This window comes from Komagataeibacter oboediens, from assembly GCF_003207815.1.
In the GTDB taxonomy this organism is placed as follows: Bacteria; Pseudomonadota; Alphaproteobacteria; order Acetobacterales; family Acetobacteraceae; genus Komagataeibacter; species Komagataeibacter oboediens.
On sequence record NZ_NKTX01000003.1, the window covers coordinates 112,054 to 136,187 of the forward strand.

The window sequence follows — 24,134 nt, forward strand, 5'->3', positions numbered from 1 at the left end:
TGACGCTCTGTCCGGAAAGCTTCAGATAACGCTGTCTTTATCTGGGGCAGGGCAATATCCGGAACCTTTGCCCGTTCCTGTATCTGTCGTCCTTCAGGCGGTGCGGCGGTTCAGCAGGCGCGCGGCGCTGCACAGCATGCCGATAAAGGCGACAATCGACCCGAAGCCCAGGCAGCTGCGCTCCGCATCATGCGTGATCAGGCCAAAGGCCATGGCCACGAACATGGCCCCGGTGGCCTGCCCGCACTGCCGCGCGATCTGCACCATGCCCGACGCGCTGCCTGAACGCCCCGGCGGGGCCGTCACCATCATGATGCGGTTGTTGGGCGGCTGGAAAATCCCGAACCCCATCCCCGCGATCGTGATGCGCCATGCAATGTCGAACCAGCCCGGATGTGGTGGCAGGTTATAAAGCAGCAGAAACCCCATTGAGGTGATGAACAGTCCTACCGATGACAGGATGGCGGCCGGAATGCGGTCCGCCAGCCGGCTGATGACGGGGGATACGGCCATGATGCCAACCGGCCACGGTGTCATCAGCAATCCCACGATGGACGGGGGATAATGGAACATGGACTGCAGCGTGAACGGGAAGGAGATCATGAACAGGTTGGAGGATACGAAGCCCACGAATCCCACCAGCGTCCCGGTGCGGAAGGCCGGGATACGTAGCATGTCCACCGGAAACATGGGGTGTTCGCGCCCGCGCTGTCGGCGCACCAGCAGCCAGCCCGCGCCGATCCCGGCCAGCAGCAGTAAGATGACCTGCGCCATGCCCGCGTGATGCGCCACCGAATCCCCCGCCATGATCAGCGCGCCAAAGGTCAGCACGTTCAGCAGGGCGCTGATCCCGTCGAATGTTCCCGCGCTGACAGGCGTGCGCGGCAGCGAAACCAGCGCCAGCACAAGGGCTGTCACCCCCAGCGGAATGTTGATCAGGAACAGCCATGGCCATGACGCGACCGTCAGGATGATGGAGGCGACCGTCGGGCCACCCCCTACGCCCAGCGCCACCATCACGCCATTCAGGGCGATGCCGCGACCCAGTATGGCATGGGGATAGATGAAGCGGATCAGCGCGATGCTGACGCTCATGATACATGCGCCCCCCACGCCCTGCACCGCCCGCGCCAGCGACAGCATGAGCAGCGAATGGGACAGTGCGCAGAACAGTGACGCCACCGTCAGCAGCGCCAGCCCGATCTGGCACAGCCGCGCAAAACCGATGCGCGAGCCCAGGGCCGCCATGGGCAGCAGCGAGACCACGCTGGCCAACTGGTAGGAATTGACGATCCATACCGCCGAAGCCGGGGAAACATGGATGTCCTGCGCGATGGTGGGCAGGGCCACGTTGGCGATGGCGTAATCCAGCAGCGCCAGCAGTACCGACAGCGCCACGGCGCTGACCGCCCGGACGCGGGCCGCACCATGCAGGCCTTCGCCTTCGGTCAGGACAGGGGTCGATCGGGGGGGCATGGCAGCGGCTTTTCAGACGGGAAGGAAATTATGGTTTTGATAGTGAAACATTATATGGCCCTGCAGCAGGGGTATCAATAGTCGCCCATTGCAGGGGGGATGCCGCAGGACAGGTCCGTCATCCTTCCGCCAGCAGAGCGCGCTGGCCGATGTCATGGCGGTAGATGCCATCGGGCCAGTCAATGACCCTGACCGCACTATATGCGCGGTCACGGGCCTGCTGCAGTGTGTCGCCCGTCGCGCAGACCGCAAGCACGCGCCCGCCCGCGGCAACCAGTTCGTCCGCTGCATTCCGTTTCGTGCCCGCCTGGAATACATGCACCCCCGGCATGGCTTCGGCGGTCGCGATATCGCGGATCACCCCGCCCGTTACCGGCGTGCCGGGATAGCCGCGCGCGGCCATGACCACGCTTACGGAGGACTGGTTGGCAAAACGGATATCTGTCTGATCCAGCTGCCCCTTTGCCACGGCGGCAAGGGCGGCCAGCAGGTCGCTTTCGAGCCGGATCAGCAGGGCCTGCGCTTCCGGATCCCCAAGGCGGACATTATATTCGATCAGTTGCGGGCCGGTTGCGGTCAGCATGAGGCCCGCGAAAATGATGCCGGTGAACGGCGTGCCCCGACGCACCATTTCGCGCAGCATGGGCCGTACCAGCAGGTCCAGGGCGGCTTCCTGCTGTTCACGGTCAAAACCGGTGGGGGGGGAGACCGCGCCCATCCCGCCGGTATTGGGGCCGGTATCGCCATCGCCAATGCGCTTGTGGTCCTGTGCCGCGCCAATCAGCACGGCGGTTTCCCCCGCGCAGAACGCGAACAGGGATACCTCGTCGCCCATCAGGCAGTCCTCGATTACCACGCTGTGGCCCGCCTGTCCCAGCGTGCCGTCGGTCATCATGTCGGTAATGGCCTGTTCGGCTTCAGGCACGGTCTGCGCCACCACCACGCCCTTGCCTGCCGCAAGGCCGTCGGCTTTCACCACCACGGGCGCCCCATGCCGGCGGACATAGTCCAGCGCGGGACCGGCAGCGTCAAAGCGTTCCCATCGCGCGGTGGGGATGCCTGCCGCATCGCACACTTCCTTGGTGAAGGTCTTGCTGCCCTCCAGTGCGGCGGCGGCCTGCGTGGGGCCGGCGCAGGGAATGCCCGCCTTCGCGCACGCATCGGCAATACCTGCCACCAGCGGGGCTTCGGGGCCGGGTATGACCAGGTCGATGCCTTCCTGCCGCGCCAGTGCGATCAGTTCTGGCACGTCATCAGCGCGCACGGCGCAGTTCGTGCCCAGAACGGCGGTGCCGGGATTGCCCGGCGCAATGAACAGGGCGTCAAGCAATGGCGACCGCGCAATGGCAGCGGCCATGGCATGTTCACGTCCGCCTGATCCAATCAGCAGCACCCGCATTACTCTGTTTCTCCCGTTTTTCATCTCGGCCCTTTCGGGGTGGCCGTCTCTATCATACCTTGCGCGAATGGATGAACAGTTTCCCGACTCCGGTCGCACCATGGGCGGCAATACCCCGGAATTTTCGGTTGCCGAGATTTCAGGGGCCATCCGCCGGGTGCTTGAAGGCACATTTGGCCGCATTCGCGTGCGTGGCGAAATCACGGAATTCAAGCGCTATCCGTCCGGTCACCTGTATTTCTCGCTCAAGGATGAAGGGGGCAAGCTGTCCTCCGTCGTATGGCGGGGCACGGTGTCCCGGCTGGGGCTGAAACCCGAAAACGGTGTTGAAGTCATCGCCACGGGCAAGATTTCATCCTACGGCGAACGATCTTCCTACCAGATGGTGATCGACCGGCTGGAATATGCGGGCGAAGGCGCACTGCTGGCCCGGATTGAACGCCTGCGTCTGCGCCTTGCGGCGGACGGCCTGTTCGATGCGGAGCGCAAGCGGCCATTGCCCTTCCTGCCGCGCGTGATCGGGGTGGTCACGTCGGCGCAGGGGGCCGTGCTGCATGACATCCGCACCACCATTGCCCGCCGGTTTCCCCATCCGGTCCTCGTCTGGCCGGTGCCGGTGCAGGGGGAGGGCGCGGCCGAACGGATTGCGCAGGCGGTTGCGGGATTCGATGCGACTGAAGGCCATGGCGGCGTGCCGCGTCCCGATGTGCTGATTGTCGCGCGCGGTGGCGGATCGCTTGAGGACCTGATGGCCTTCAATGACGAAGCCGTGCTCCGCGCGGTGGCGGCATGCCGCATTCCGGTGATTTCTGCCGTGGGGCATGAAACGGATACGACACTGATCGATTTCGTGTCCGACCGCCGGGCACCTACGCCCACGGCGGCGGCTGAAATGGCTGTACCTGTACGGGCCGAGCTGGAGGCGGCCCTTGCGCAGCGTGACGCACGCCTGCGTGGTGGCCTTGAGCGTACGCTGCAGCTGGCGCGCGCGCGGCTGGACCGGGCGGCGGCGGGGCTGCCTGACCTGCCCGCCGTGGTTGAAAATGCCCGGCGGCGGCTGGATGATCGCGCCTATCGGCTGGATCTGGCACTGCCGACCCGTATGGAGCAGTTGCGCAGTCGCCTGCGCAACGCATCCGACCGGCTGCCCGCCCCGCAGATGGTCCTTGCCCTGCGCCGTGCGGATCTTGCACGCATTGACGCGGCTAGCCAGCAGGCCATGGCCGGTTTCCTGCACCGCCGGGTGTCCACGCTGCGCGGCCTGCGCGTGCCGCCCGCCATTCTGGTGTCACAGCTGCGCGCCAGCACCAGCCGCCTTGCCGGGGCGGGGGGACAGCTGGATTCGCTGTCCCCGCAGGCCGTGCTGGAACGCGGCTATGTGCTGGTGACCGACAGGGCGGGCCGGCCTCTGGCGCATGCGGCACAGGCCCGGCGGGCGACACAGGTGACCATGACCTTCGCCGATGGCAAGGTTGTGGCCCGTCCCCTAAGATCGGGGGAAACGGAACAGGGGCATTTGGATCTGTAATGCATATACACGCACGTAACAGGACACTTTCGCCGTGGTTGTGCGCTATGGGCGCGGTCGTGCTGCTGGCGGGATGCGCGGGACACGGTGCGCCCCGGACAGCGTCGCGCCCCGCCGTGGCTCCGGCGTCGTCGGGGCATATCCCCCCGCAGGATTTCGCCCCCGGCCTGACGGGGGAGGAAGGTGCGCCACCACAGGGTGTCGTCCTGACAAATGATCCCTCCGCGCCAGCGGATACGCCCCTGTGTGGCCATGCCGCGCGGGAGGCGAACGCCATAGGGGCCGCCGTTCACCCCGATATCACCCCCACCGCCAGCAGCTGCGCCGCCAATGCGTGTTTCGATGCGCAGACCGGCACCTATATCGCCGCTGACGGCAGCCGCCGGGTCTGCCGCTAGCGGCCCGGCCGCATATGCTGCATGGGTCATATGCCGCGCGTGGGCAGGCGGAAACCATATTCCGATTGACTTGGTCCGGATGGATGGTTGACCCTCACCTTCCATGAGCCTCCCCCCTTCATCCGGCAGCATAGGTGACCCGCAGGCCACGGTACACATGTTCCCCCTCAAGCGCATGCTGTCGCTGCGCGAGGCCGCGGAATATGTCGGTATCACGCTGCTGCGGCTGCGTAGCCTGCGTCTTGTGAACGCAGGCCCCCACGCCGCCATGCGCAGCAAGAACGGGGTGATGTTCCGGATCGAGGATCTGGACGATTATGTGGACGGCCTGTACCGCCGCGCCAACATTTCCCATACCGAACAGGCACGACACCGTAATGAATGGCGCGGCAGGCTGGCCGCCCTGCCAGAAGAGGCACGGGGCGGCATATCCGATTCCTTCATGCAGATCGTCACCCGTGACGAACTGCTGGAAAAAGGGGCCAACCGGGGGTTCCGTGTCCTGTTCCTTGGCGGGCTGTGCCTGATTTTCCTGTCCCATACGCCGCTGATCTGGCGGCTGTAGGGTGATGCGGCGGGCATTTCGGTGAAAATGCGTTTTTTTGCCTGTGCGGGTATGTTCTTTCGACATACGATCCGCTACGCAGAAACCACGATAGCGGAACAATAATGGATCGGATAATGACAGGTATGCGCAGCAGCACTATGGCCCGGACCGGATACGCGCGGCTGTGTGGCGCACTTTGTGGGGCGGCACTTGCCCTGACCCCTGTCCTTGCCATGGCGCAGGACGCTGGTGGCGGTCAGCAGCAGGCACCCATACTGCCCATGCCGCCCGTGCCTGAATTCAAGCCGCTGCCCGCGGGCACGAAGCCTGCCGCGCCTGTCATCGGCATTTTTAATACCCAGCAGATCATGGCGCAGTCCACCGCCGTGCAGAAACTGCAGACCGAACTGGGCGCCCGCCGCGAGGCGCTGGTGCGCGACGTGCGCGCCGAGGATGCGCAGCTTCAGGCCGTGCGCCAGTCCATCATCAAGGCAGGCAAGGCACCCACGCCGGAACAGCAGCAGGAGCTGCAGAAGCGCGTGAACGCCGACCGCACCAAGTTTGGTAACCGTAACCGGATTCTGGAAGAAGACGCGCAGGTTGCCCTGAACCAGGTGCAGCGTGAAATGCAGCAGATCGTCAGCGCCATCGCTTCCGCGCGCGGCATGACCATGGTGCTGCAGGCTGGCACCGCCGCCCTGCATGACAACAGTCTGGATATCAGCGATCAGGTCGTGACCTACCTCAATCAGGCGCTGCCGTCGGTGTACCTGCCCGGTCCCACGGAAGACCCTGAGGAAATCGCCAAGAGCGGCAAATACCCGGTCATGCCGTTCCAGCCCTCTGATGGTGGTGGAGAATAATCACCCACGCATGAACCCGTCCCGCAACAGGCCCCTGCATATGCAGGGGTGAGCGGACCGGATCAGGCTAGCAGGTCGGCTGTAATCGCGTCTGTCGCCGCCACGGCGTCGGCAGGCGACAGCCGGACCAGATAGCCACGTTTTCCCCCGTTTATGACCACATAAGGCTGTGCCAGCGCGTCTTGCGCCAGTGCTGTCGGCACGCGCCGACGCTGCCCGAACGGGCTGATCCCGCCCACGCGGAAACCCGTGCTGCGTTCGGCGGTGGGCGGTGGCATCATTTCGGCTGACTTGCCGCCAAAGGCTGCAGCGACTTTCTTCATGCTCAGCGTCGCCGCGACCGGCACCACGACACAGGCCGGGCGTGCGTCCACCATGACCATCAGTGTCTTGAACACGCGTGCGGGGTCTTCCCCGATCGATGCGGCGGCATGGTTGCCAGTCTGTCCCGCGCCGGGATCATAGTCATATTCAATGACGGTGAAGGCCACGCCAGCTTTTTCCAATGCCGCCGTGGCGGGTGTTGCCCTGCTCATGCTTCCCTTCTTTATCCTGAAGACCATTTCAGAAGACGTTACTGGTCATAAAGAATAAAATTTTTTGGTGAAGCTTTTTTCAAAAAGCTCCGCGACCGCCACCTTCTGTGAAAAAAGATGGCACTCAAAAACGTTTATTATATTTATCTGGAGACAATCTTTTACGTTTCCATATCGAAACGTATGCAGCCACCCTGCGGCTGGGGACCGGGCAGGCACAGGCTGACAATCCGGGGGGCGATGGCTTCGGGCGGCATCAGGCTTTTCTGGTCCAGTGCGGGCATGGCCAGCCGACGCAGCCGGGTCGCGACCATGCCGGGTTCAAACAGGTTGATGCGCAGCGGGCTGCCCTGTGGCATTTCACGTACCCATGTCCGTACAATGGCGTCCTGTGCTGCGCGCGTTGCTGCCACCAGTCCCCAGAACGGCTCCGGCACCTGCGCATGGTGGTCGGTCAGGAAGACGGCGCGTCCGGCCGGGCTGTGCTCCAGCAGTGGACCCAGCGTGCGGATCAGCCGCCATGTGGTCAGGGGACCGGCCTGCAGCCCCCGTTCCCAGTCTCCGGGCTGCATGTGGGAGAGGGGAGAGAGCAGGCCGAGTTCCCCTGCGCAATGGACCACACAGTCCAGCCTGCCGATCCGGGCCGCGATGGACGGGCCCAGCGTGTCCAGCTTTTCCCCGTCCAGCAGGTCAAGTGGCAGCAGGGTAGCGTTCTGCCCGGTGTGCTGGCGGACCAGGTCATCCGTGTGTTCCAGCCCACCCTGCGCGCGTGCGGTCAGGATGCACTGTGCACCCGCCTGCGCCAGCGCCACGGCGACCGCGCGCCCGATCCCCCGGCTGGCGCCGGTAATCAGGGCGACCCGTCCGGTCAGATCGGTCACGGAACCCGTCATGCAGGTTCGGGGTGGTGTTCGGCCTCGTAATCCACCAGTTCAATCGGATAGTCGCCGGTAAAGCAGGCGTCGCAGTAGCGGTTGGCCGCGCTCTTGCGGTCCTTGTAGCCCAGCGCGCGGTACAGCCCGTCAAAGGAAATGAAGGCAAGGCTGTCCACGCCGATCAGCTTGGCCATTTCCTCGATATTGTGCTGGGCGGCAAGAAGCTGGCTGCGTTCGGGCGTGTCGATGCCATAGAAACATGAATGCGTGGTCGGCGGAGAGGAAATGCGCATATGCACTTCCCTGGCGCCTGCCGCGCGGACCATGTCCACGATCTTGCGCGATGTGGTGCCGCGCACGATGGAGTCATCGACCAGCACCACGCGCTTGCCATCCAGCACGGGGCGGTTGGTGGAATGTTTCATTTTCACGCCCAGATTGCGGATCTGGTCGGTCGGCTCGATAAAGGTCCGGCCCACGTAATGGTTGCGGATGATGCCCAGTTCGAACGGGATGCCGCTTTCGGCTGCGAACCCCATGGCCGACGGCACGCCGGAATCGGGCACTGGCACGATCACGTCTGCGTCCACGGCGCTTTCGCGGGCCAGTTCCACGCCAATCTGCTTGCGGGTGTCATAGACGGCCTTGCCATCCATGACGGAATCGGGCCGGGCGAAATAGATGTATTCGAACACGCAGAAGCGCGACTGCTTGCTGTCGAACGGCTTGAGGGAACGGATGCCATCGTCATTGATGATCACGATTTCGCCCGGTTCCACGTCGCGCACGAACTCCGCGCCGACAATGTCCAGCGCACAGGTCTCACTGGCCAGAACCCATTTGCCCTCCGAGCCATCTTCTTCGCGCAGGCGACCAAGGATAAGCGGACGCACGCCCAGCGGGTCGCGTACGCCAATCAGTTCATTGCGTGACAGCACGATCAGGGAATACGCGCCCAGCACCTGCTTGAGCGCGTCAATCAGCCGGTCCACCACGTTGGAATACAGCGATATGGCGATCAGGTGGATGAATACCTCGCTGTCCGTGGTGGACTGGAAGATGCATCCCCGCCGCACCAGTGCCTTGCGCAGGGTTTCGGCATTGGTCAGGTTGCCGTTATGGGCCACCGCCAGGCCACCGAATTCAAAATCGGCAAATAGCGGCTGCACGTTACGGATCAGTGTGGCCCCGGTTGTGGCGTACCGGTTGTGGCCCACGGCGCAGTGCCCCGGTAGTGTCGCCATGACGCGGGCATCGCCAAACACGTCGCCAACCAGCCCAAGTCCCTTGTGGGTATGGAAGCGTTCGCCATCATAGGACACGATGCCGGAGGCTTCCTGCCCGCGATGCTGCAGGGCATGCAGCCCCAGCGCCGTCAGGGCGGCGGCATCCTTGGTGTTCCATACGCCAAAAACCCCGCATTCTTCATGCGGCTTGTCATCATCATGCCGCCACTGGGCGGCGATATCATCGCGTTCGTGCTGTGTTGTCGGATTGCCGGAAACAGCATGGAAGCAGGGACGGGACATGGTCAGCGATCTTTCCTTGACGGACGGGGGCGGAGGGTACCGACAGAAGGTTCAGATGGGCGCGTCATGCCGCGTCCCGGCGGGTTGCGCAAGGTGCGCATGAAAGTTATCGGGCGTATAGGCGTTCAGGTACGTCATGCTGTCGCCAACAAGGGGGACGATACGGCTCGATCGCATGACATCGGGCCATTCGGCTGCGGGAACAAGGGCGGTAATGCCCGCATATAGCAGCACCAGACAGACATACCCGCGCGCCAGCCCGAATATCAGGCCCAGCGCACGGTCGATTCCCGACAGGATCGATCCCTGCACCGCCCGACCCGACAGATGGGCAGTCGTGGTGAAAATGACAAGAAGGACAAGGAACAGGACGGCGAAGGACGCAAGGGACGCCAGCGTGTGATTGCTGATCCACTGCGTGGCATAAGGCATGAGCGCCCCGTACCATGCCACGGCCATGATGATGGCCATGACCCAGGCGGCAAGCCCCAGGACTTCGCGTGAAAAGCCGCGGACTGCACCGACCAGAGCCGACAGGGCGACAATGGCGATGCCTGTTGCGTCAATCCAGTTCATGCGTGCCGGACCGGGGGATGACCCGCCGGCAGGTAACAGGCATGGACCTGGTCCATATATCAAGACATTTCCTGCTGTTCCGCCTGTGGCCAGCTTATGCCACCGGCATGCCGCAACGCATAGGCCAAAAATGGCCCCGCGCGATTCCCGGCCCGCGCAGGCGGTCAGGGCAGCTTGGTGGTACGGATGTTCCATGGCCGCCGGCGCGCGGCGGTGGAGACGGACGTGCGTTCGGCCATATTCAGCGCCAGCAGCAGGTTGCCCATGCGGGTACGGCGGTCAAGTTCGATCCATACATCCTCGGGCTCGACCCCTTCCGCGGTCCAGATTTCCAGCAGGTGGGCCAGTACATCGGCGCTGTGTTCGACAAGGCCCGCGTGATCGAGTGTCATGAGGTCCATCACGCACTGTTCGGCTGAACAGGTGAAGGCGCGGCCTGCCTCACGCGTGACACGGGTATTGCGGGGCCTGTCATCGGGGGGGCGGGCCGCATCCAGACGCGCCTGCAGCCGGCCAAGCGCATGGTCGGCGACGGGCCGGTCTGGTGGCGGGGCGGACGGGGTGCGGGAACGGGACATCGGGCGATGATGGACATTATTCCGCCCACCGGTCAACAAGTCCCGCCGGATGGCCCCAATGCGTTTTCAGATCGAGAAATACTTCGCCTGCGGGTTGAAAATGACCAGCGCGGAGGTCGACTGCTCTGGGTGCAGCTGGAAACCATCGGTCAGCGAGACGCCGATCTTTTCCGCATCCAGCAGTTTCAGGATCGGCTCCTGCTCCTCCAGCCGGGGACAGGCGGGATAGCCGAAGGAATAGCGCGACCCGCGATACCCCTGCTGCAGCAGTTTCGCCATGTCACGGTCGTCCTCGGCGGCGAAGCCCATCTCGGCGCGGATGCGCTTGTGGGTGTATTCCGCCATGGCTTCCGCCATCTCCACCGACAGGCCATGCAGGTACAGATAATCCTTGTAACGGTCCGCCTCGAACCATTCACGTGCCCTGTCCGATGCGTCCTGCCCCACGGTCACGACCTGCAGGCCGATCACGTCGCGCTGCCTGTCGTCAATGTCGCGCACGAAATCGGCAATGCAGGCCCCGTCCGCGCGTGGCTGGCGGGGTAGCGTGAAGCGGGCGACCTCGGTCATGCCGTCCTCGCCAAACAGCACCAGATCATTGCCTTCGCCCGCCGCCTTCCAGTAGCCGTAGCTGGCCTTGGGGTGCAGGATGTCCTGCTCCGCGCACAGGGCCAGCATGTGGCGCAGCACGGGACGCAGCTCCTTTCGCGCCCAGACCATGAAATCTTCCAGTGAGCGGCCCTGCTTACGGAAGCCCCACTGGAACTGGTACAGCGAACGTTCATTGAGGAACGGCAGCACCGCCTCCGGTGTCGCCTCCAGCACGCGCGGGCCCCAGAAGGGCGGGGTCAGCACGGGTTCATCCGCCGTCAGTCGTTCGCGCCGCGCACGGGCCGCCGCCATGTCCACCGGACCGAAGCCACGGGTTTCGGCGGCTTCGATATCCTGCGTGCGGTTGGTGCGCGTGGCCTTGCCCGCGCGACGGGACTGGATGGCGGCAAGGTAGGTGTCGAATTCACCCTGCGCCACCTTGTCCATAAGCGACAGGCCATCGAACGCGTCACGCGCATAGGCCACGCGTCCGCCTTCGCCATAGGCGGCGGTGCAGTCCTCTTCCACATAATTGCGGGTCAGCGCGGCACCACCCAGCATGACCGGCACGTCAACGCCCTGCCGGTTCATTTCCTCCAGATTTTCGCGCATGATGACGGTGGACTTGACCAGCAGGCCCGACATGCCGATGGCATCGGCCTTGTGCTCACGTGCTGCCGCGATCATGTCGGCCACTGGCACCTTGATGCCAAGGTTGATGACCCGGTAGCCGTTATTGGTCAGAATGATGTCGACAAGGTTCTTGCCGATGTCATGCACGTCGCCCTTGACCGTGGCCAGCACCATGGTGCCGCGGGTCTGCCCCTCGGTGCGTTCCATGTGGGGTTCAAGCCAGGCCACGGCCGCTTTCATGGTCTCGGCTGACTGCAGCACGAAGGGCAGCTGCATCTTGCCCGCGCCAAACAGTTCGCCCACCACCTTCATGCCATCAAGCAGCACGGTATTGATGATGTCGAGCGGCGCCATGTCCTGCATGGCCTCGTTGAGGTCTTCCTCCAGACCCTTGCGGTCGCCATCGACAATGCGGTCCTTCAGGCGTTCGGGCGCGGTTTCGGCCCGGGCCTTCTTCACCGCGTCGGCGGCCTTGCGGTCGGCAAAGATTTCCAGCATGCGCTGCAGCGGGTCGTAGCCTTCGCTGCGGCGGTCAAAGATCAGGTCCTCGGCAACCTTGACCTCTTCCTTCGCGATCAGGTGCAGCGGACGGATTTTCGACACATGCACGATCGCCGCTGTCATGCCCGCGCGCACCGCGTGGTCAAGGAACACGGAATTCAGCACCGCGCGCGCCGCAGGGTTCAACCCGAACGAGATGTTGGACAGCCCCAGCACGATCTGGATATCGGGGAAGCGTTCGCGGATCAGGCGGATGCCCTCCAGCGTCCATTCACCCAGCTTGCGGTCATCTTCCGTGCCGGTGCCGATGGTGAATGTCAGCGGGTCGATCATCAGGTCGGATTGCGGCAGGCCATGCTTTTCACATGCGAATTCGACCAGCCGTGTCGCGATGCGCAGCTTGTCTTCCGCCGTCTTGGCCATGCCCACTTCATCAATGGTCAGGGCGATGACGGATGCGCCGAACTTGCGTGCCAGCAGCATGCGTTCGTTGGCGATCGCCTCCCCATCCTCGAAATTGATGGAGTTGATGATCGGCTTGCCGCCATGCAGCTTCAGTGCGGCCTCGATCACCGGTGTTTCGGTGGAATCAATGACCAGCGGCGCATTGACCGAGGAGGTGAAGCGGGTGACGACCGCGTTCATTTCGCGCATTTCGTCACGGCCGACGAAGGCGGTGCAGATATCCAGCGCGTTCGAGCCTTCGGCCACCTGTTCGCGGCCCAGGGCCACGCAGCCGTCCCAGTCGCCCGCTTCCTGCAACTGCCGCCATTTTTTCGATCCGTTGGCGTTGCAGCGCTCACCAATCGAGAAATAGCTGTTTTCCTGCCGCAGCGGCACCTGCGAATACAGGCTGGCGACCGACGGAATCCATACCGGTTTGCGCGGCACGGGGGCGGGACGGATGCGGCCGGTGCCCTCGGCGCGCTTTCGCAGCATCTGGTCGAGTGCCTGCGTATGCGGTGTGGACGTGCCGCAGCACCCGCCGATCAGGTTCAGCCCGTCTTCGGTAATGAAGCGGTCGACCCAGCTTGCCATTTCGGCGGGCGTCAGCGGGTAATGTGTCGTGCCATTGACCAGTTCGGGCAGGCCCGCATTGGGCTGGACCGAAATCAGGCCGGGCCAGTTTTCGGACAGCCAGCGCACATGTTCCGCCATTTCCTGCGGTCCGGTGGCGCAGTTCAGGCCCATCAGCGGCACATCCAGCGCGTTGATGACCGTGGCGGCTGCCGCAATGTCGGGACCGACCAGCAGCGTGCCGGTGGTTTCCACCGTGACCTGCACGAAAATGGGGGTATCCACGCCCATTTCGGCGCGCGCGATCTTGGCGCCATTGACGGCGGCCTTGATCTGCAGCGTGTCCTGGCAGGTCTCGATCAGGAAGCAGTCCACACCCCCTTCGATCAGGCCCCGGCACTGTTCGGTCAGGCCCGCTTCCAGCGTGTCGTAATCGATATTGCCCAGCGAGGGCAGCTTGGTCCCCGGTCCGATGGAGCCGACAACATAGCGGTGGCGGCCATCGGCAAAGGTCTCGGCGGCTTCACGCGCCAGGTGGGCTGCGGTGCGGTTGATTTCGCGCGCGCGGTCCGCCAGCCCGAATTCGGCCAGCGTGATGGGCGAGCCGCCAAAGCTGTTGGTTTCCACCATGTCGGCCCCGGCTTCGAAATACCCGCGATGGATTTCGCGCACCAGCTCGGGACGGGACAGGTTCAGGATTTCGGTGCAGTTTTCCTGCCCCCAGTAATCGCGCTCGACCTCAAGGTCCAGAAGCTGTACGCGCGAACCCATGCCGCCATCACACAGCAGGACCTGGTCGCGAAGGGCATCGAGAAGATGGGGACGAGTGGTCATTGTTATCCTGAGGTCTCATGGCAGGGGACATGGCGCGGGAAGATTTTCCGGCCTGGTATCCGGCACTGCCTTGCATAAAGTTATGTCCGATGCCCTTTATTTCCTTAACTTTCGGCTGGTGTCCAGAACCATTGCCTCAAACGGGGACTGTTCACGGGCCTGTATGGATGAATGGAGAACACCATGAGCGGTGACGGGCGCATCGCGCTGGAATTCATGAACGGTCCCGCAGCCATTCCGCCGTGTCCCGATACGCTGCTGGTTGTGGGTGATGGTGACATGCCGCCGCAGCCCGCCGCATGGGCGGCAGTTGTCACGGTGGATCAGGCTGCCATCTCCCCGTTTGCGCACGCGGCGGGGTGCGCGTGCTGCACGGGACGCGGGGGCGGGCTGGCCGCCGTGCTGGGGGATGTGTTCCGCAGGCGCGCCACGGGTGCCCTGAAATGGTTCGACCGCGTGGCCGTGCTGCCGCCACGCGGGCACGAAGCGGCCTGGCGGGCCGCGCTGTCCGCGGATGTCCTGGTCAGCGCGCGCTTTGCCGTGCGGCCCCCGTGCACGGGGGCGGCCTGAAAAACGGTCCCGTTAAGGAACCCTTTGCTTTCTGCCCCTAGGTTTGGGCGCGTGAACGGACAGAGCGCGTAAAGCAGAAGGGGTGCCGTGGGCCATCCAGACCAATCAGCGGACCCGACCGGCAGCGGACAGGCGGATACACGCCACGCACCGGAACTGATCCGCCTGCAGGCCGTGCTGCGCGCGGCCCGCTTTCACGGCATTGACCTTGACGTGCGTGATTTCGCGGACGAAGCGGGCCAGACCGTGCCCTCCATCCCCGCCCTTGCGCGGTGGGTGGAGGAAAATGGCGGCACCGCGCAGGGCATGCGCCTGCAATGGCGCGACCTTGTGCGCCTGCGTGACGTGCCGCCGGTCGCGCTGATGTTTGCCGACGGATCGGCCGGCCTCATGGTGGGCGCGGATGACACCAATGGCGTGATCTGGCTGGTTGACCCCTTCGCCAGTCCCGACACCCCGCCTGTGGCGGTGGATGAACTGCGGCTGGAGGGCGTGTGGACCGGTGACGTGCTGCTGGTGCGCGGCCGGCACGATGGCGGGCGGAAGGAAGACGCGGTCAATTTCGCATGGCTGCGGCGCATGGTGCTGGGCGAACGGGTGCTGCTGCGTGACGTGGTCATCGCCTCCATGGTCATGAGCGTGCTGGCGATCTTCCCGCCACTGATCGTCATGCAGGTCATTGACCGGGTGGTGAACTTCCATTCCATGTCCACGCTGGTGTCCCTGACGGGACTGGTGGGCGTGATGGCGTTCTACGAAGTCCTGCTGTCCTATGCCCGGCGCGAGATCACGCTGGTCATGACCACGCGGCTGGATACGCGTATCTCGCTGGCGGTGTTCGACCGCCTGCTCGCCCTGCCGCTGGAATTCTTCGAGCGTGAGCAGGCGGGCAACGTGATCGGCCGCGTCAGCGCGATCTACAAGGTGCGGCAGTTCATGACCGGGCGGCTGCTGGGCACGTTCCTGGATATGTTCACCCTGCTGGTCGTGCTGCCGTTCCTGTTCTGGCTCAGCACGACGCTTGCCTGCCTGACGGTGGTTGCCGCGGCCCTGATCGGCGGGATCATCCTGCTTGCCATGCCGACGGTGGGGCGGCTGGTCGGGCGGCAGATCCGCGCGGAAATGGAGCGCAGCGGCGCACTGTATGAAACGGTGGCCGGTATCCGCACCGTCAAGACGCTGGCGCTGGAACCGGTGCGGCGCGAGGTGTGGGATGAAAAGACCGCTGACGTGGTCAGCGCGTCCCTTGATGCCGGACGCATGAGCAACTGGGTCGCGACGGCGGTCATGCCGCTCGACCTGTTCATCAATCGGGGCATCATCCTGATCGGGGCCTATCTGGCCATTACCTCCACCACCTCGGGCATGGAGGCAGGCGCCCTCATGGCGTTCATGATGTTGGGTGGCCGGGTTGCCTCCCCGCTGGTGGGCATGGCGCGGCTGATCGATGACCTGAACGAGGTGCGCAGCGCGCTGGCGGAAGCGGGGTCCGTCCTCAACCGTCCGACCGAGACGCGTGCGCTGACCACTGGGCTGCGGCCGCCCGTCCATGGCGCACTGGCGTTTTCGGGTGTGTCCTTTACCTATCCCGGCGCGTCCACCCCCGCCCTGTCGGACGTGACGTTCAGCGTGCCTGCGGGCACCATGCTGGGGCTGGTCGGGCGCAGCGGGTCGGGCAAGTCCACCATCACGCGCCTGCTGCAGGGCGTCAGCCGCAGCTATACCGGGCAACTGCGGCTGGATGGCATCGAACTGCGTGAAATCAACCTGACCTATCTGCGCCGGTCATGCGGGGTGGTGCTGCAGGACAACTTCCTGTTTCGCGGCACCATCCGCGACAACATCATCGCAGGCCGTCCCGGCCTGACGCTGGAAGACGTGGTGCGGGCCGCGCGTCTGGCAGGGGCGGAAGAATTCATCGAACGCATGCCCGCCGGGTTCGATACATGGATCGAGGAAGGGTCCACCAACATATCCGGCGGCCAGCGCCAGCGCCTTGCCATCGCGCGCGCCGTGATTTCGGACCCCAGGCTCATGATCCTTGATGAGGCGACCTCCGCCCTCGACCCGGAAAGCGAGGCGGTGGTCAACGCCAACCTGCGCCACCTTGCGCGCGGGCGGACCATGGTGATTGTCTCGCACCGCCTTGCCTCGCTGGTGGCGTGTCATCAGATCTGCGTCATGGACCACGGGCATGTGGTCGATATCGGGCCGCATGAGGATCTGCTGGCGCGGTGCGACATCTACCGCACCTTGTGGACACAGCAGAACCAGCCCGCCGGTGGCAATGACGGGGGGCCGCCCTCCGTCTCCCACATGCATGGAGATGCGGCATGAGCGGCCATGACCTTGTGCCTTCCACGCCCGATGAAGGGAATGATGCCGGGCTTCTGTCGGTCCTGCCGCCGCCTGCGGCGGATATTCCCACCGGCCTGCCGCCCGCGCTGCTGACGTTCTATTCCCCCAGCGCGGCGCTGGTGGACCTGCCGCCGTCGGACGCGGCGCGTTATGTCATCTGGCTGGTCGCGGCGCTGGCCGGGGCGGGGCTGATGATCATGACGTTCTTTCCGCTGGACCGGGTGGTCAGCGTGAATGGCCGCCTGACCCCGTTTGACGACACGATGGTGCTGCAGCCACTCGAAACCTCCATCATCCGCACGGTGGAAGTGCATGAGGGCGATACCGTCCGCAAGGGACAGGTGCTGGCCCGGCTGGACCCCACGGTGACGGATGCGGATGTCACCAACCTGCGCCGTCAGGTCGCAGCCTACCGGGCGGAGGTCGCCCGCCGCACGGCAGAGGCCGAGGGCCGTCCCTACACGGCGGACATGAACGATCCCGCGTCCGTGCAGGAAGCCGCCGCCTATCTGCGCCGGCAGGCGGAATACACGGCCCAGATGTCGAATTACGACCGGCAGGTGGCGGGACTGGAAAGCGAACTGCAGGGATATGAGGCCAGTGCCGCCATGTATGCCGCCCGCGCCCGTGTCGCGCGCGACGTGCAGGACATGCGCGTGCGCCTGCAGCATGAACAGGTGGGCAGCCGCCTGTCCACGCTGGCGGCGCAGGATACGCTTATGGAGGTGACGCGCTCGCAGGTATCCGCCCGGCATGCGGCCGACAGCACCCGCGCCCGTCTTGATGCGATGAAGGCCCAGCGCGACGGGTACGCCAGCAACTGGCACGCCACGGTGTATCAGGACCTTGCCCTTGCGCAGCACCATCTGGCGGATGCCGATGGCAGCTACAGCAAGGCGGTGCTGCACCATGATCTGATCGTCATGCGCGCCGACCGCGACGCGGTGGTGCTGAGTATCGCTCATCTGTCCGCAGGTTCGGTCATCCAGGCCGCGACCCCGCTGCTGACGCTGGTGCCGATGGGCAGCCATCTGGACGTGGAGGCCACGCTGCGTGGCGTGGACGCGGGCTATGTGCGCACAGGCGATCATGCGCTGCTGAAATTCGCGGCCTTTCCCTATACCCAGTACGGCGGGGGCGAGGCGACGGTGCGCGTCATCAGCCCCGATGCGTTTTCCACGTCTGCCGCAAAGCCCGGCGCCAGCGCCGAACAGGGCACCGATGTGGGCGACATGATGAATGCCTATTACCGGGTGCGCCTGTCGATCGACCGGTACACCCTGCATGGCGTGCCGTCCTTTTTCCGCCCCCAGCCGGGCATGCCGGTCGAGGCGGATATCCATGTCGGACGGCGGACCATGATGCAGTACCTGCTAAACCGCCTGCTGCCCGCCGTGACCGACGGCATGCGTGAACCCTGATCCGGTAGTGCGTACGTTCCTGTCCGGCCTGCTGGGGACAGTGTCCCCCACGGCCCGTTTCCGCCATGCGTGCCGCCTGCTGGAACACGAAGGGCGCTCGGCGCAGGGGTTTGCCCTGCTGGGCCGCCTTGCGCGCGGCGGCATGGTGGCGGCGCAATATCAGGTGGCGCGGGCCTATCTTGACGGCAACGGCGTCCCGCGCAGCCCTGTCGAGGGCGTGCACTGGATGCACATGGCCGCCCGCGCGGGTCATGTCGAAGGCTGCTTTTCCCTTGCGCTGATGCTGCTGGTTGACCCGCCGGACCACAGGGGGGCCGATGGCCTGCTGCCCGTGGCGCTGCCCGAGGGCATCGACCGGTGGCCTGATCCGGTGGCGGCTACGCAATGGGCACGGCGCGCGGCGGAAGGTGGCCTGCCTGATGCGCAGGCCCTGTATGGTTACCTGCTGGCCACCGGGCCGCAACCCGTACGTGACCCGCAGGCCGCGCGGATGTGGTGCGAACGCGCGGCACGGGCCGGCTGTCCGCAGGGGGATCTGGGGCTGGCGGTGACCCATCTTTCGGCCCCGGACCAGTTGCCCGGCACGGATCCCGACGCGGTGGCCGCCCTGATACGCGCGGCGGATAGCGGATTGCCCACCGCGCAGTACATGCTGGGCCTGCTGCATGAACGGGGCTGGGGCCTGCCAGCGGACAGGGCGCAGGCCGAACGGTGGTATGCCCGCGCCGCAGCCCAGGGCGTGCGCCCCGCGCAGGCGCGGTATGGCGCGTTGCTGCTGGAGGACGGAGCGGACAGGCCACGCAATGTCATGACGGCCGAGACATGGCTGCGTCGCGCGGGTCTGGCAGGGGATCGGGAGGCGGCTGCCCTGCTGGGTGACCTGCATGCGCGCGGCGAGGCGGCCCTGCCCGGCGACCATGAAGCCGTGATGTGGTACCGTCGCGCGGCGGACCAGGACCATGCGGTGGCGTGTCGCATGCTGGCGCTGCTGTACCGGCATGGACGCGGGGTTGCTGCCGATGCCGGACAGGCCCGGCACTGGCTGAAACGGGCGGCGGAACTGGGTGATGTCGCGGCCATGACGGACCTTGCCGCAGCGCTGGTGGCGCAGGGGCAGGATGCACGGTCAACCCCGGATACGCCGCTGCCGGATTTCATGCCCGCGGCACAGGCGGGGGACCCGGTCGCGGCCTTCAATCTTGCGGTCAGCCTGCATGACGGGGTGGGCATGGTGGCCGATCCGGTGCAGGCGGCATCATGGATGAGGCGTGCCGCCCGCGCGGGCGTGGTCAATGCCGAATACTGGTACGGGCGCATGCTGCTGGAAGGGGACGGAGTGCCGATGGATGTGGCACACGCCCGTCACTGGCTGGAACGCGCCGCCGGGCATGGGCTGGCTGATGCCTGCGTGGTTGCGGCGCAGCTCCGGCTGGAAGGGAAGGGCGGTCCCCGTGATCATGCGGGCGCACTGGCGCTGTACCAGCACGCCGCCCATATGGGCCGGGCCGAGGCCATGTTTTCCCTTGGGGCCCTGTATGGCGGGGGCCACGACCTGCCGCCTGACCGGGCACTGGCGCTACACTGGTTCATGCGCGGCGCGGAAGCGGGCAATGCCCTGTCGCAGTTCATGCTGGGCCGGTATCTGGCGAAGGGACTGGCGGGGCCGGTGGACCGTGTCCGGGCGCGGTACTGGCTGGAACAGGCTGCGGCGCATGGCGTACGTGGTGCGCGTGATGAACTGGACCACATGACCCGTGCGGATGAACATGCCGGGTCATGACATGGACGGGACGGCGGGGCCGGATGCGGATGTCGGGGGGGCCGTGCGCCATGCGCGCCATCTGGCCGGGCGGGGGCAGCATGGGCTGGCGCTGGCGTGGATGGAACGTGCGGCCCGGCTGGCGCCAGGGGATATGGGCGTGCTGTACGCGCTGGCCGCTGCCCGTCTGGGCGCGGGGCACGGGAACAGTGCGGCGCGTGCGCTCGAGACGGTCATGGAGCAGGGGGAATTCCGGGCCGGACTGCGCCTGCTGGTCCTTGCCCGTTGTGTGGAGCGTGCATGGCCACAGGCCGCGCGGGCGCTTGGGCGGTTTTTCACCTGTTATGGCTTTGACCCCGCATTGCGTGTTCCGGCGGGACTGGTCTGCAAGTATATGGCGTTGCGTGGCTGGTGCGCGCTGGACCCCGGTGGTGTGCTGCACTGGGGCGGCCTGCCCGCGGGCTGCGCGCCAGACGTAATACTGGATGGACAGGCATGGATTCCCCGGCAGCATGACGGGCAGCGCGTGCATCTGCCCCGGTACTGGCGGCAGGCCCATGAGATTGTGGTGCAGTATGACGGCACGCCCCTGCTGGGTGCGCGGCCGGACCGGCAGGCCCTGTGCCATGTGACCGGTGCCGTCATGCTGGATGCGCAGGGCATGACGGGCTGGGCCTTCATGCCGGCGCAGCCGGACCATCCACCTGAACTGTCCGTATCCGATGATGCCCATGGCAGGCGTGCCCCCGTCCTGTCGCGTCAGTGGGGGGCGGGATGGGAAAACGGTGCCGGTCCCACCATGCCGGTATGGGGGTTTGGCATGGCATGGTCCGACCTGGCGTTGCACGGCACGGTGCATATCGCCATGCCCGGTGGGCGACAACTGATCGGTTCCCCCCTGCCGGTGCGTCTGCCACGGGCGCGACAGGTGTTTCCCACCATGCGGCGGCGGGTGCGGCCCCCCGACCATATGCCCCGGCGGGCGGTACGCTGCCGGGTGGTTGTTCCGGTTTATGCGGACCGGGCGCGCACGCTGGCCTGTCTTGACAGCGTGACCGAGACACTGGCACGGCGGCCCGATGCTCCGGCAGTGGAGATCATGGTGGTGGATGACGCAACACCGGATCCCACGCTGGCCATCGCGCTGGACACGCTGGCGGCAGCAGGCAGGATCAGCCTGCGGCGGCATGACGCCAATCAGGGCTATCCGGCGGCGGTCAATACCGGCCTGTCCGATGCGGATGGCATGGATGTCGTGCTGCTGAACAGCGACACGCTGGTCGCCCCCGGCTGGCTGGATGAAATGCTGCGCGTGGCTTATGCGCGGATTGATACCGGCACGGTTTCTCCCTTGTCCAATGATGCGTCCATCCTGACATGGCCCGACCCGGATCCGGTACTGCCCCGATCGTGCGATATGGATGAAGTCCGCCAGCTTATGGCGGCCAGCCTGCGGGCCAATGGGGGGCGGGATGTGGAAATTCCCACTGCCCACGGCTTCTGCATGCTGATCCGCCATGACTGCCTGCGCCAGACGGGCCCGTTCCGCTCCGAACTGTATGGCCGGGGGTATGGGGAGGAAAATGATTTTTCCATGCGTGCCCGGCTGGCCGGGTGGCGACACCGGGCGGCGGCTGGTGTGTTCGTGGGACATGTGGGGGGCGTGTCCTTCGGCGCGCAGCGCAGGGCGTTGCAGCAACGCAATCTGTGGATACTGAACCGGCTGTTTCCCGGCTATGATGCATTGGTGCAGGCGCATGTCGCGGCCGACCCTCTGGCGGCGGCACGCCAGCGGCTGTCGCTTCTGGTGTGGCAGCGTGTCGCGTGCCAGACGGCGGGTGATGGCGCGGTGCTGCTGGTGACCCATGACGGGGCAGGCGGCGTCGCCCGCGTGGTGGCCGGGCGTGCGCTGCAATGGGCGGAAACGGGTCGGTTCCCGCTTGTGCTGGAACCGGCTGCGGATGGGTTCATGCTGCGTGACGGCAGGGCGGGGGGCACATGTCCGGTCGTGCGGTTTGCATGGCCGGAGCAGGCGGATGACCTGACTGGCCTGCTGCGTGCGTTCGGGCTGCGGCTGATCGAGGTGCATCACCATCTGGGGCACGGCACGCGGGTGCGTGAACTGTGTGCGCTGCTGGACGTGCCTTATGACCGGCATGTGCATGATTATGCCGGGATCTGCCCGCGCATTACGCTGGTGGGACCGGCCGGGCGATATTGCGGGGAACCGGACATGGCGGGATGCCGGGCCTGTGTCCAGGTACTTGGTTCGCTGGTGGGGGAAGTGGATGTGGCCCGCCTGCGGCGCGACACGGCCCGTGAACTGGCGGGTGCGCGGCGTGTGGTCGTGCCGTCGGCGGATGTGGCCCGCAGGCTGATGCGCCACGTTCCGGATGTTTCATGTGAAATATCAGTGCTGGAAAATGACAGTCCGGACCTGTCCCTGCAGCAGTTCGCGGCAGGTTGTGCGGACCGGCCCGCCCCGGGCCTGCCGCCCCGGACCGGCCGATGCCGGGTTGTGGTGGCGGGCGGGATCGGGCCGGACAAGGGACACGGGATCTTGCTGGCGGCGGCACGGGATGCACGTGCGCGCGACCTTGCGCTGGAATTCATTGTGGTGGGGCATACATCCGATGACGCGCCCCTGCTGGACACCGGACGCGTCTTCATTACCGGTCCCTATGACGGGGAAGACGCCGTGTCCCTGCTGCGTGGTGCGCGGGGGGATATGGGGTTCGTGCCCTCCGTCTGTCCCGAGACATGGTGCTTTACCCTGACCCAGTTATGGCGCGCGGGGCTGCGCTGCGTGGCGTTCGACCTTGGCGCGGTGTCTGAGCGTATCCGGACGACGGGGCGTGGGACGTGCGTGCCACCGGGGCTGCCCGTTCACCAATTGAATACGTTTTTGCTGTCTTATGCCCGGGCCGGGCACCCCGTCACGGCTCAGTCCATTCATGATGTAAGCGAAAGAGGTCCGTCTTGATCGTTATTGCCCCAGCCCATATGCGCGCGATGTTGTGCCGTCCTGTGGCGGGACGTTGGTGATGGAGGCCGCACGCGCCGTCCCGCAGGCGGGAGATGTGCAGGCCAGCGCACAGCTTATGCGGCTGGAGGCCGGAACGTACTGCATTTTCCACGCCGCCGTCCCGGCGGGTGCGGGGTTCGCCCCACTGTCGGGCATGCGCGTGACCGTGCCGCCCGGCATGGATGCGGTGCGGGTCAGCACGTTTGACGCGGATGGCTGGATGGGTGCGAAAGGGGGCGCGGCCCTCGTGCGCATGCCCGATGGCGGTGGGGCGGTACTGGTCACCACCTATCGCGACCCGGCGCGTGACGGGGCGGCCCTGCCGGGGTTGCAGGTGGTCAGGCTGTCCGGGCCATCGGTGGCTACCGCCGCTGCGGCCGTACCATCATCCGCACAGGCGGCGGCAGGGGATAATACCAGGGCAGGTGGCATGATCGCCCATATTCAGGGACGAGGTGATGTCAGCGCGGCACTCGGGACGTGGATGGGCAAAAGGGGCGGTCGGCAGTGGATGGAAGGGTTCGCCATCCAGCCTGTCCCCGGTCTTGCGGCGGGGGATATGGAATATCAGGCCATTCTGGGCGCGGACTGGTTTTCGCCCTGGGTGGATGGTGGCGCCTATTGTGGCAGCCGGGGCATGGCGCTGCCGCTGCTGGGCCTGCGGGTGCGACTGAAAGGGGAGGCCGCGCGGCAGTTCGTCTGTCGGATCGAGGCCAGCTTTACCGACGGCACCCACCTTGGCCCGCTGGAGGATGCGCCGGTCATGGCGTCCACGCAGGCGCCACTTGAGGCCTTCCGTATCGAAATCCTGCCCCGTCAGGCGGCGACATTATCCGACCCGGCCCCGGAAGATACGGCCGGGAAGGCTGGGCCTGCCACCATGCCCCCCGCTGACCAGCCGGCACGTCCCGTCCCCCGCGTGCGGCGGAGCAGGCGTGTCGTGCCCCCGCGCGTGGCGGCCGAACCGCCCGCCCGGTCGGGTGCCGAAGAGGATAAACCCGTGCCGTGGTGGCATCGCAGGCCCGAAAAGCCGGTTGCGGCCCCCCTCGATCCATCCACGCGGGGGCGAAGCCGCAGGACGGACCGCAGGACGCGCACCGTGGCGCAGTCGTGACCATCG

General features: G+C 65.7%; 18 protein-coding genes. 10 read left to right on the plus strand and 8 right to left on the minus strand.

The window, feature by feature from the left end; all coding sequences use genetic code 11:
• Positions 1-93 precede the first annotated feature (93 nt).
• Complete coding sequence (locus CFR80_RS03415; protein WP_010514184.1) at positions 94-1,476, minus strand: MFS transporter; 1,383 nt, start codon at positions 1,474-1,476, stop codon at positions 94-96.
• Positions 1,477-1,594: 118 nt separating this feature from the next.
• A complete protein-coding gene (gene purD / locus CFR80_RS03420) occupies positions 1,595-2,875 on the minus strand; it encodes a phosphoribosylamine--glycine ligase (protein WP_010514183.1) in 1,281 nt (426 codons plus the stop codon).
• A 67-nt stretch (positions 2,876-2,942) separates the two neighbouring features.
• On the opposite strand from purD, the gene xseA reads away from it, so the two are divergent.
• From xseA to CFR80_RS03440, 4 genes are all read left to right on the plus strand, one after another.
• A complete protein-coding gene (xseA, locus tag CFR80_RS03425; RefSeq protein WP_029329428.1) occupies positions 2,943-4,403 on the plus strand; it encodes an exodeoxyribonuclease VII large subunit in 1,461 nt (486 codons plus the stop codon).
• Positions 4,404-4,450: 47 nt separating this feature from the next.
• Positions 4,451-4,801: a BA14K family protein gene (locus CFR80_RS03430; protein ID WP_010514181.1), complete on the plus strand. Its 351-nt coding sequence runs from the start codon at positions 4,451-4,453 to the stop codon at positions 4,799-4,801.
• A gap of 157 nt (positions 4,802-4,958) precedes the next feature.
• On the plus strand, positions 4,959-5,366 hold the full coding sequence (locus tag CFR80_RS03435) for a hypothetical protein (protein ID WP_042658828.1): 408 nt from the start codon (positions 4,959-4,961) through the stop codon (positions 5,364-5,366).
• 125 nt (positions 5,367-5,491) lie between these two features.
• Positions 5,492-6,211: an OmpH family outer membrane protein gene (locus CFR80_RS03440; protein ID WP_010514179.1), complete on the plus strand. Its 720-nt coding sequence runs from the start codon at positions 5,492-5,494 to the stop codon at positions 6,209-6,211.
• Between the two features lie 62 nt (positions 6,212-6,273).
• Here CFR80_RS03440 and ybaK read toward each other — a convergent pair whose 3' ends face one another.
• From ybaK to metH, 6 genes are all read right to left on the minus strand, one after another.
• Positions 6,274-6,747, minus strand: a complete 474-nt coding sequence (ybaK, locus tag CFR80_RS03445; RefSeq protein ID WP_010514178.1) for a Cys-tRNA(Pro) deacylase — start codon at positions 6,745-6,747, stop codon at positions 6,274-6,276.
• A 161-nt stretch (positions 6,748-6,908) separates the two neighbouring features.
• A complete protein-coding gene (locus CFR80_RS03450) occupies positions 6,909-7,640 on the minus strand; it encodes an SDR family NAD(P)-dependent oxidoreductase (protein ID WP_010514177.1) in 732 nt (243 codons plus the stop codon).
• Positions 7,637-9,151 (minus strand): amidophosphoribosyltransferase, encoded by a 1,515-nt coding sequence (gene purF, locus CFR80_RS03455; RefSeq protein ID WP_010514176.1) that lies wholly within the window; start codon positions 9,149-9,151, stop codon positions 7,637-7,639. The genes CFR80_RS03450 and purF overlap by 4 nt, the downstream gene beginning before the upstream one ends.
• Before the next feature lie 51 nt (positions 9,152-9,202).
• A complete protein-coding gene (locus CFR80_RS03460) occupies positions 9,203-9,727 on the minus strand; it encodes a CvpA family protein (RefSeq protein ID WP_010514174.1) in 525 nt (174 codons plus the stop codon).
• 164 nt (positions 9,728-9,891) lie between these two features.
• The gene (locus tag CFR80_RS03465; RefSeq protein ID WP_110507088.1) at positions 9,892-10,305 is read right to left on the minus strand and encodes a phosphoribosyl-ATP pyrophosphatase; all 414 of its coding nucleotides are present in this window, start codon (positions 10,303-10,305) and stop codon (positions 9,892-9,894) included.
• Positions 10,306-10,371: 66 nt separating this feature from the next.
• The gene (gene metH / locus CFR80_RS03470; protein ID WP_010514172.1) at positions 10,372-13,881 is read right to left on the minus strand and encodes a methionine synthase; all 3,510 of its coding nucleotides are present in this window, start codon (positions 13,879-13,881) and stop codon (positions 10,372-10,374) included.
• A 183-nt stretch (positions 13,882-14,064) separates the two neighbouring features.
• Between metH and CFR80_RS03475 the strand changes: the two genes are divergently transcribed.
• The 6 genes from CFR80_RS03475 to CFR80_RS03500 all read left to right on the plus strand — a co-directional run bounded on the left by CFR80_RS03475 (position 14,065) and on the right by CFR80_RS03500 (position 24,128).
• Positions 14,065-14,451: a hypothetical protein gene (locus CFR80_RS03475; RefSeq protein WP_010514171.1), complete on the plus strand. Its 387-nt coding sequence runs from the start codon at positions 14,065-14,067 to the stop codon at positions 14,449-14,451.
• A gap of 87 nt (positions 14,452-14,538) precedes the next feature.
• Positions 14,539-16,788: a peptidase domain-containing ABC transporter gene (locus tag CFR80_RS03480; protein ID WP_110507090.1), complete on the plus strand. Its 2,250-nt coding sequence runs from the start codon at positions 14,539-14,541 to the stop codon at positions 16,786-16,788.
• Positions 16,785-18,230 carry an HlyD family type I secretion periplasmic adaptor subunit gene (locus CFR80_RS03485; protein WP_110507091.1) on the plus strand — a complete coding sequence of 482 codons (1,446 nt, stop codon included), beginning with the start codon at positions 16,785-16,787 and terminating at the stop codon, positions 18,228-18,230. The genes CFR80_RS03480 and CFR80_RS03485 overlap by 4 nt, the downstream gene beginning before the upstream one ends.
• Positions 18,220-20,010 carry a tetratricopeptide repeat protein gene (locus CFR80_RS03490; protein WP_050017559.1) on the plus strand — a complete coding sequence of 597 codons (1,791 nt, stop codon included), beginning with the start codon at positions 18,220-18,222 and terminating at the stop codon, positions 20,008-20,010. The genes CFR80_RS03485 and CFR80_RS03490 overlap by 11 nt, the downstream gene beginning before the upstream one ends.
• Complete coding sequence (locus CFR80_RS03495; RefSeq protein WP_258367723.1) at positions 19,991-22,972, plus strand: glycosyltransferase; 2,982 nt, start codon at positions 19,991-19,993, stop codon at positions 22,970-22,972. The genes CFR80_RS03490 and CFR80_RS03495 overlap by 20 nt, the downstream gene beginning before the upstream one ends.
• A gap of 61 nt (positions 22,973-23,033) precedes the next feature.
• Complete coding sequence (locus CFR80_RS03500) at positions 23,034-24,128, plus strand: hypothetical protein (protein ID WP_010514167.1); 1,095 nt, start codon at positions 23,034-23,036, stop codon at positions 24,126-24,128.
• Positions 24,129-24,134 lie beyond the last annotated feature (6 nt).